2 protein-coding genes are annotated in these 1,222 nt (G+C 47.5%); both read left to right on the forward strand.

The features are described 5' to 3' along the window. Positions 1-263: 263 nt before the first annotated feature. Entirely contained in the window at positions 264-542 is a 279-nt protein-coding gene (locus tag BLQ24_RS09920) for an HU family DNA-binding protein (protein ID WP_090164758.1), read from the forward strand. Positions 543-626: 84 nt separating this feature from the next. Then, positions 627-869: an RNA-binding S4 domain-containing protein gene (locus BLQ24_RS09925; RefSeq protein ID WP_090164759.1), complete on the forward strand. Its 243-nt coding sequence runs from the start codon at positions 627-629 to the stop codon at positions 867-869. Positions 870-1,222: the final 353 nt, after the last annotated feature.

The raw sequence follows: 1,222 nt of genomic DNA on the forward strand, positions 1-1,222 counted from the left end.
AGCCGGCGCTCGGAAAAGAGTAAGCGCTCGTAATGGAGCCGGCGGTCGGACCGCATGTCATTGACCGTCGGCAATCGTCCGAAAACGGCTGAACGCCACAGTTTGTGGCGAAAAGTATTGACAAAGCCTTCGAATGATGGGAAAATAACTAACTGAGGGGTTGTTCAAGCAACGGATTTAGAGATTGGAAGTTGGAACCGCATTCTGCGGTTTTTTCATTCCGTTTCTATATAGATTCGATCATTACTAAGGAGGATTCTATTATGAATAAGGCAGAACTTGTTGCTGCAGTTGCAGAGAAGACTGGTTTTACGAAGAAAGATGCTGAAACAGCAATCAATGCGTTCCTGACTGCGGTTGAGGACTCCCTTGTTGAAGGTGAGAAGGTACAGCTGATCGGATTCGGCACGTTTGAAACGAGAGAAAGAAAGTCCAGACAGGGCAGAAACCCGAGAAAGCCTGATGAAATTATCGACATTCCGGCTTCCAAGGCACCGGTTTTCAAGGCCGGAAAGGCTCTGAAGGATGCTGTAAACAAGTAATCTGCTGAACTGAATAGAGAAACTTCGGGGGAGTCCAGTGGATTCCCTCTGTTTTTTTGCAATTCATAAGAAGAGGGTGGAAAAATGAGAATTGACAAATACCTGAAAAACGCAAGAATTATCAAGCGCCGGACTGTGGCCAAGGAAGCCTGTGAACAGGAACGGGTTACAGTGAACGGAAAACTCGCCAAGCCGGGAACGGAAGTTTCGGCTGGAGACGAGATCCATGTGGCCTTCGGAACAGGAAGCATGACGGTACGTGTATTAAAGACTCCGGAGACTGTCCGGAAAGAAGATGCGCCGTCACTCTATGAAATAATAGAGTAGTTCACAGAACTATCGTGCGAAAAATATAGAGTAGAGAGGTGTGCAGTGCTGGGCACTGCGGGATTGTGAGAAGAGGTGCGCAGTGCTATTGCACTGCGGGATTGTGAGAAGAGGTGCGCAGTGCTGGGCACTGCAGGATTGTGAGGGAGAGGTACGCAGTGCTGCGCACTGCGTTTCCATTTCGGTGTACTTTCGTACATTAAATTAAGAAAGCGAAAATGACGGAAAACGCCGAAAAATCGCCCAACTCAGGGCTTGAAAGGGCGGCGTCCGTATAATGGTGTAAATTGAAAAATTAAAAAGAGCCAGGTGCTCGACCTTTAGGTATAATGAAAATCGACCAAAATCACCAT

The organism is Eubacterium pyruvativorans (genome assembly GCF_900102225.1).
In the GTDB taxonomy this organism is placed as follows: domain Bacteria; phylum Bacillota; class Clostridia; order Peptostreptococcales; family Anaerovoracaceae; genus Aminicella; species Aminicella pyruvativorans.

Excerpts from the sequence above, each read along its gene's own strand:
- BLQ24_RS09920 (WP_090164758.1), top strand. The coding sequence starts at position 264 with ATGAATAAGGCAGAACTTGTTGCTGCAGTTGCAGAGAAGACTGGTTTT.
- BLQ24_RS09925 (WP_090164759.1), top strand. The coding sequence starts at position 627 with ATGAGAATTGACAAATACCTGAAAAACGCAAGAATTATCAAGCGCCGG.